Origin of the sequence: Streptomyces sudanensis, from assembly GCF_023614315.1 — a bacterium.
GTDB classification, from domain to species: Bacteria; Actinomycetota; Actinomycetes; order Streptomycetales; family Streptomycetaceae; genus Streptomyces; species Streptomyces sudanensis.
Genome location: NZ_CP095474.1, coordinates 1,997,245 through 2,004,978 on the forward strand (window position 1 = coordinate 1,997,245; position 7,734 = coordinate 2,004,978).

At 77.5% G+C, this 7,734-nt stretch carries 3 protein-coding genes and 1 pseudogene; 3 read left to right on the top strand and 1 reads right to left on the bottom strand.

Annotated elements, in window-relative coordinates:
• Nucleotides 1-482: 482 nt before the first annotated feature.
• A pseudogene (locus tag MW084_RS09225) lies at nucleotides 483-3,309 on the top strand (beta-N-acetylglucosaminidase domain-containing protein); the annotation flags it as partial.
• A gap of 101 nt (nucleotides 3,310-3,410) precedes the next feature.
• On the opposite strand, the gene MW084_RS09230 reads toward MW084_RS09225, so the two are convergent.
• Nucleotides 3,411-3,947: an HNH endonuclease gene (locus MW084_RS09230; protein WP_010475963.1), complete on the bottom strand. Its 537-nt coding sequence runs from the start codon at nucleotides 3,945-3,947 to the stop codon at nucleotides 3,411-3,413.
• A gap of 294 nt (nucleotides 3,948-4,241) precedes the next feature.
• On the opposite strand from MW084_RS09230, the gene MW084_RS09235 reads away from it, so the two are divergent.
• Both MW084_RS09235 and MW084_RS09240 read left to right on the top strand, forming a co-directional pair.
• Nucleotides 4,242-5,300, top strand: a complete 1,059-nt coding sequence (locus MW084_RS09235; protein WP_050986872.1) for a mechanosensitive ion channel family protein — start codon at nucleotides 4,242-4,244, stop codon at nucleotides 5,298-5,300.
• A gap of 998 nt (nucleotides 5,301-6,298) precedes the next feature.
• The gene (locus tag MW084_RS09240) at nucleotides 6,299-7,603 is read left to right on the top strand and encodes a hypothetical protein (RefSeq protein ID WP_010475959.1); all 1,305 of its coding nucleotides are present in this window, start codon (nucleotides 6,299-6,301) and stop codon (nucleotides 7,601-7,603) included.
• Nucleotides 7,604-7,734 lie beyond the last annotated feature (131 nt).

Genomic DNA, 7,734 nt, shown 5'->3' on the forward strand with positions numbered 1-7,734 from the left:
GGCCGGGGAACCGCCCCGGCGCCCGCCCGGGGGACGCGGCTGCNGNGGCCCGCCCGTACGGGACGGCGGCGGGCCCCGGCGGCCCTGCCCGCCGCGCGCTCGCGCGCCCGTGTGACGTGGCGCTGCTCACACCCCGCCCGGGAACCGGGGGCGGGCGGGTCCGCCCGGAACAGCCTGCCCGGTGTGCAAATACGACACATCGGCCACGCACATTGACACCTCCGTCAGGGGGTGGTGGGCTCGAAGACCGTCAGCGGGAGGACCCGTCCGACGGCCCGTCAGAACAGTGGCAGGCCTACGGCAAAGCTACCCGCAGAACCACGCAGGACGAGGGGAGACGCGCGTGCAGTTCGGCCGGCTCGCGCACTTCGGTCGCGGCAGGGGTGCCGCGACCGCCATCGCGGTCGCGGTGATCGGCGGCCTGCTCGGCACGGCGCCGGGCGCGCTGGCCGCGCCGGGCGCCCCNCGGCGCCNGCCGCCGNGGGGCCCGGACGGGACGCCGAGGCGAGGCCGCCCGCCCTGTGGCCCCGCCCGCAGTCGGTGCGGGCCGCGGGCGGTCCCGTGCGGCTGGGCGGCGAGGTGGTGCTCGCGGTGGCCCCGGACGCCGACCCGTACGCCGTGTCCGCCCTGGAGGACGCGCTGCGGCAGGCCGGCGTGCGGTCGCGCCGCGTCGGCCCGGACGGCGCGGCCGCGGGGCGCGGACCGGTGGTGTGGCTGGGCGGCCCCGGCGCGCAGGACGCGCTGCGCGCCCTGCGTGCCCCCGAGCGCGCCGACCTGCCCTCCGGCGGCTACCGGCTCGCGACCGGCCGCCACCTGGGCCGGGACACGGTCGCCGTGGACGGCGTCGGCGCGGACGGGCTGTTCCACGCCGTGCAGACGCTCCGCCAGCTGATCACCCCGGACCGGACCGTCCCCGGCGTCCTCGTCCGCGACTGGCCGGGCACGGCCGTGCGCGGCGTGGCGGAGGGCTTCTACGGCCGCCCCTGGAGCCACCCGGAGCGGCTCGCCCACCTGGACTTCATGGGCCGCACCAAGCAGAACCGGTACCTGTACGCGCCCGGCGACGACCCGTACCGGCAGGCGCGGTGGCGCGAGCCGTACCCGGCGGCGCAGCGGGCCGAGTTCCGGCAGCTCGCCGAGCGGGCCCGGCGCAACCACGTCACGCTGGCGTGGGCGGTGGCGCCCGCCCAGTCGATGTGCCTGGCCTCCGAGGGCGACGTCGGCGCGCTGAAGCGCAAGGTCGACGCCATGTACGCGCTCGGCGTGCGGGCGTTCCAGCTCCAGTTCCAGGACTCCGCGTACGACGAGTGGCACTGCGAGCGGGACGCGGAGGTCTTCGGCAGGGGTCCTGACGCGGCCGCCCGGGCGCACGCGCGCGTGGCGAGCGAGCTGTCCCGGCACCTCGCCGACCGCCACCCGGACGCCGAACCGCTGTCGCTGATGCCGACCGAGTACTACCAGGACGGGGCGACGGAGTACCGCACCGCCCTCGCCGGGACCCTCGACGCGCGCGTCCAGGTGGCGTGGACGGGCGTCGGCGTGGTGCCCCGCACGATCAGCGGCGGCGACCTGGCCGAGGCCCGCGAGGTGTTCCGGCACCCGCTGGTCACCATGGACAACTACCCGGTCAACGACTACGCCCAGGACCGCGTCTTCCTCGGCCCGTACACCGGCCGGGAGCCGGCCGTCGCGTCCGGCTCGGCGGCGCTGCTCGCCAACGCCATGGAGCAGGCGGCGGCCTCCCGCATCCCCCTGTTCACCGCCGCCGACTTCGCCTGGAACCCGCGCGGCTACCACCCACGGGAGTCCTGGGAGGCGGCGCTCGACGACCTGGCGGGCGGCGACCCCCGGGCCCGCGAGGCGCTGGGCGCGCTCGCCGGGAACGACGCCTCGTCGCTGCTGGACCCGCGCGGCGAGTCGGCGTACCTGCGGCCCCTGCTGGCCGGGTTCTGGCGGACGCGCACGGCGGCCGGCGCCCCGGCCGCGGCCCGCGACGAGGCGGCGCGGCGGCTGCGCGCGGCGTTCACCGTGATGCGCGGCGCGCCGGAGGCGCTGACCGCGCCCGCGGAGGGCCGCCTCGACGACGAGGTGCGGCCCTGGCTGGAGCAGCTCGCCCGGTACGGCCGGGCCGGGGAGGCCGCCGTGGACATGCTCCAGGCGCAGGCCCGGGGCGACGGCGCGGCGGCCTGGCGGGCCCATCTGGAGCTGGAGCCGCTGCGCCGGGAGCTGGCGGAGAGCCCCGCGAAGGTCGGCACCGGCGTCCTGGACCCGTTCCTGAAGCGGGCGCTCGACGAGGCCGCCGCGTGGACGGGCACCGCCCGGCAGACCGGCGAGCCGCGCCGCACGGACACCTCGTACACGCTGGACCTGGGCCGGGCGCGCTCCGTGGAGGCGGTCACCGCGATGGCGCGGCCGGGCTCCGGCGAGGGCGTCGTGGAGGTGCGCGTGCCGGGGGCGGGCTGGCGGCGGCTGGGGCCGCTGGCGCCCACCGGCTGGACCCAGGCCCGCGTGGGCGGGCTGCGCGTGGACGCGGTCCGGGTGAGCTGGGCCGAGGGCGCCGAGGTGCCGGTGCGGTCCCTGGTGCCGTGGTTCGCCGACGAGCCGCGCGTCAGCCTGGACCTGCCGCGCACCGAGGCCGACGCGGTGATCGGCGGCGGCCCGCAGCACGTGGAGGCGGTGCTGTCCGCCCGGCGCCCGGAGGCGGTGCGGGGCGCGCTCGCCGCGAAGGCGCCGAAGGGCATCGTGGTGGACGTGCCGAAGGAGACGACGGTGCCGCGCGGCGTGGCCGCCGAGGTCCCCGTCACGGTCACCGTCCCCAAGGGCACCCCGGCCGGTTCGTACCCGGTGCCGCTGTCCTTCGCGGGCGAGGAGCGGACGCTGACGGTCCGGGCGTACCCGGCGGCCGGCGGGCCGGACCTGGTCCGCGCCCCCGGCGCCGCGGCCTCGTCCTCCGGCGACGAGACGCCCGACTTCCCGGCGTCCGCGGCGGCCGACGGCGACCCGGAGACCCGCTGGTCGTCACCGGCGCAGGACGACGCGTGGTGGCAGGTCGAGCTGGCCGGGCCGGCGCGGGTGGGGCAGGTCGTCCTGCACTGGCAGGACGCGTACGCGAAGCGGTACCGCGTGGAGACCTCCCCCGACGGCCGCACCTGGCGCACCTCGGCGACCGCCCTCGACGGCGAGGGGGGCCGCGAGGTGGTCCGCATGGACGCCCCGGGCACCCGCTTCCTGCGCGTGCGGGGCGAGGAACGGGCGACGCGGTACGGGTACTCGCTGTTCGGCGTGGAGGCGTACGCGGTCACGGAGTGAGGGGCGCGCCGCCCCGGCGCCCGCACCGCGCGGCCCGGTCCGCGGCTCCGCTCCGGGCGGTGGACCGGCCCGCGTGCGCGCGTGCGCCGGGACCCGGGCGTTCAGGCGGAGACGCCGTCGATCCGGGCCAGGGCGTCGTCCGCGCCGTACGGTTGCAGGTAGGGCAGCCAGCGCGGGTCCCGGTGGCCCGTGCCGATGATGCGCCAGGCGAGCCCGGTGGGCGGCTCGGGCGGCTGGTGCAGCCGCCAGCCCAGCTCGCGCAGGTGCCGGTCGGCCTTGACGTGGTTGCAGCGGCGGCACGCCGCCACCACGTTGTCCCAGGCGTGCTTGCCCCCGCGGCTGCGCGGGACGACGTGGTCGACGCTGGTCGCGACGCCGCCGCAGTACATGCAGCGCCCGCCGTCGCGGGCGAACAGGGCCTTGCGGGTCAGCGGAACGGGCCCCCGGTAGGGGACCCGCACGAACCGTTTCAGCCGTACCACGCTGGGCGCGGCGATCGCCCGGGTCGCGCTGTGCAGGAAGGCGCCGGACTCCTCGAGGCACACGGCCTTGTTCTCGAGGACGAGTACGAGCGCGCGGCGGAGCGGTACGACGCCGAGGGGCTCGTACGACGCGTTGAGGACCAGGACGTGCGGCACCGATGCCTCCTTGTACGCCGGCGGCGCGTGGCTCGCGCCGGGACGATCCGCTCTCAGTCTCTCCTCATGCCAGGTCGAAGCGCCACCACATGGGGGTAACGGGCCGGAGGTGTTTTCGACCACAGGGTGGTCATCCCCACATGAGACAAGGCTCTCCCCCGAACACGGCGACGAACCCCCCGGCACCCCCCGTTTAATGGAAGCGACCCCCGCCCGTGATGCCAGGAGGTTCTCCCCGTGCTGTGGTCGGCTCCGCCCACCGTNCGCGTCCNACTCCNCCCCNNCCCCTCCTCCGTGGCGCCCGTGTCCCTGGACGAGGCCGCCCGCCAGGCCGGGGCCGCCGCGGGCTGGGTGGAGCAGAACTGGGCCACGTGGGTCAGCACCGGCCTGCGCATCCTGCTGATCATCGCCATCGCGTGCACGCTCCGCTTCCTGGTCCGGCGGGCCCTGACGAAGCTGATCGACCGGATGAACCGCAGCGTCCAGGCCGTGGAGGGCACCACGCTGGGCGGGCTGCTGGTGAACGCGGAGCGGCGCCGCCAGCGGTCGGAGGCGATCGGCTCGGTCATGCGCTCGGTGGCGTCGTTCCTGATCATGGGCACGGCGGCGCTGATGGTCCTGGGCGCCTTCCAGATCAACCTGGCGCCGCTGCTGGCGTCGGCCGGTGTGGCCGGCGTGGCGATCGGCTTCGGCGCCCGGAACCTCGTGACGGACTTCCTCTCGGGCGTCTTCATGATCCTGGAGGACCAGTACGGCGTCGGTGACTCGATCGACGCGGGCGTGGCCTCCGGCGAGGTCATCGAGGTGGGCCTGCGGGTGACGAAGCTGCGCGGGGTGGACGGCGAGATCTGGTACGTCCGCAACGGCGAGATCAAGCGGATCGGCAACCTCAGCCAGGGCTGGGCGACGGCCGGCGTGGACGTGACGGTCCGTCCGACGGAGGACCTGGACCGGCTGCGCAGGCTGATCGAGGGCGTGGCGGAGGAGATGGCCGCGGAGGAGCCCTGGAACGAGCGCCTGTGGGGCCCGATCGAGGTGCTGGGCCTGACCGAGGTCATGATCGACTCGATGACGCTGCGGGTCTCGGCGAAGACGATGCCGGGCAAGGCGCTGAGCGTGGAGCGGGAGATCCGCTGGCGCGTCAAGCGCGCCTTCGACGCGGCGGGCGTCCGCATCGTGGGCGGCGTCCCGCTGCCCGCGGAGGACGACCCGGCCCCCGACCCGACGGCCGCCGTGGCCGCCCCGTCCGCCTTCTCCTCCCCGACGACCCCGCAGTCGATGGCCGCCACCCCGCTCCAGCAGCCCCCGTCGATACCGCAGCCCTCGACGGGCCCGAACCTCTCGAAGGGCTGACCCCGTACGAAACCGAAGGCGCCCCGCACCGGCTCGGTGCGGGGCGCCTTCGAACATCCGGCGGCATGGGTCGGACCCGTGGTCCTGTCCTCCGGCCTGCCCGGGAAGGGTGTGTCGTCCGGCCGGGTCGGGCCGTGGGGCCGTGCCGGCGCCCGGGCGGAACCGGGCGGGCCCGGATCGCGTTGTGCGGGTGGGGATTCGGATGGCGGTGCGAAGGGGACGCCGTACGACGGGGACGGGGTCCGGTCGGGCCCGCGGGTCCCCGCCGCCGCCCCGCGGTCGTGCTTCCGGCCGGATCGCCGCTTCCCGGTCCTCCGGGCGGCGGGCCGGGGCCGGGGTCGGGGCGACATCTCGGTGGCTGCTGTANNNNGAGAAGGGGGAGGCCGCGTGTCGGACACGAGGGGGCGCACGACCCGCGCCGGCGCCGCTCGGCGCCCGGAGTCGCGGGGCGCCGGCCCGTCCGCCGTCCGCCGCCGGGGGGCCGCGCGCGACGGGGGCGGTGCGGTCGGCCGGGAGCGAGGAGGAGGCGGGTACGGGCCGTACCCGCCCTTCGGCGCACACGGCCCGTACCCGCCCTGCGGCGTGCCCGTTCCGCCCGGCCGTACGGGCCGGGCCGGGCGGGTCCCGTACGGCCGGAATTCGCCCAAGGTGCTGAACGGATCCCGGATCCGCTCCCCCGGGGCCCGCGCGGACGGGAACCTGGCTGCCGTGGCACGCGGCGCGGTACCCGCCGACGCCGGGTGCGGCGGGCACGCGACCGGCCGTGGCCGCGCCGTGGCCGGATCGGACCGGGCGCCCGCCGGGTCGCGGCGGACGGCGGACGGCACGGCGGCCGGTGGCGCGGCGCCCGGTGCGGGCCGCCGGTTCGTGGCGTACCGTGCCGGGCCGTGGACACACGCGTACGAGGGGCCGCCCGAGGCGGGCCCGCCCGGCTCCCCGGGGCCGCCCGTGCCCGAAGTACCGGACGGAAACGTCCTCCTGAGAGCGAGAGGTGATCGATGGGCGTCACGGGTCCCCCCGGTCCGATGATGGACCAGGACGAGGTGGACCGTGCGCTGGCACGCCTCGGCGCGGAGCACAAGGCGGTCGAGGACTCGTTGCTCGCGCTGCAGGACCACGCGGCCCGCGGGCTGCTCGAGGGCGCCGAGCTGACCGGTACGACCAGGGAGCGCTGGGCCGCGGCCGAGCGGTCGACAGCGCTGCTGTGGACGTACTTCGACGCGTACACGGACGCGTTGCGCGCCGCCCGCGAGATCCGTTCCCGGCGCCGCCGGCCGGGCCCCGGGGAACTGGCGGAGCTGACGGAGCGGTTGTGCGGCGAGAGCGTCGTCGTGCCGCGGGCCGGGCCGCACGATCCGGCACCGGAGTCCCCGGTGCCGGAGTCCCCGGTGTCGGAGTCCCCGGCGTCCGTGGAGCGGTTCTCGCTGGACCGGCTGGTCGCGCGGATGAACGAGCTGTACGCGCAGTCCCTCGACGTCATCGTGTCGGCGGACGCCGTCTGGTCGGCGCTGCCCGCCCGGATCGACCTCCTCGCGGCGGAGCTGAACCGGACCCGGTCGCTGGCGCGTTCGGTCGGCGTGCGGCCCGGTGAGCATCCGGCGGGGGACGACCTGGAGGCCGTCACCGAGGAGCTGGCGGCGCTGCGCGCCCGGGTGGTCGGCGACCCGCTGGCGTTCTGGCGCCCGGCGCCGGGCAGTTCGGCGCCCGGCGCCGGCCGGCCGGACACCGAGCGGTACGACCGGGCCGCGCGGACCCTGGAGGACGTGCGCCGGGAGATCGAGGCGGTCCTGCAGGTGCGGCAGGACTCCGAGTCGCGGCTGATGCGGCTGCGGGACCTGCTGTCGCGGGCCGACCGCACCCTCGCCGAGGCGCGTGCCGCGCGCGTCGAGGTCCTGGCGAAGATCGCCGCGTCGGAGGTGCCGGCGGTGAGCGGCCCGCCGACCGCGTTGTACGAGCGGCTGGCGACCGCCGCCGAGCACCGGCGGCACGCCCGGTGGCATCGGCTGTCGCCGCTGCTGGACGCCCTGGAGCGGGAGGCGGAGGAGGAACTGCTGCGCGCCCGCGAGTCGCTGGCCGCGGTGACCGCGCCGCTCGCCGTCCGCGCCGGACTGCGCAGCCGCCTCGACGCGTTCCGGGCGAGGACGGCCGGGCACGGACTGGCGGACGACCCGGTGCTCGGCGAGCGGTACGACGCGGCGCGCCGCCTGCTGTGGAGCGTCCCGTGCGACCTGCGCGCCGCCGAGCGGGCCGTCCTGCGCTACCAGCAGGCGGCGAGCGAGGCCCTGGCGGGGGACCGCGGATGAGGACGTGCCCGCCGCCGGATCGCGCCGGCGCGCCGGGAGCCGAACGGCGGCGGGCCGCACCGGGGCGCGGGCCGCGCGGTGCCGCCGGCGGGTNCNNCGNNGACGGCCCGGGACGGGCGNNNNGCAAAAAA

Bases quoted from the DNA above. Each gene is read 5' to 3' on its own strand.
- MW084_RS09240 (WP_010475959.1), top strand. From the start codon at position 6,299: ATGGGCGTCACGGGTCCCCCCGGTCCGATGATGGACCAGGACGAGGTG.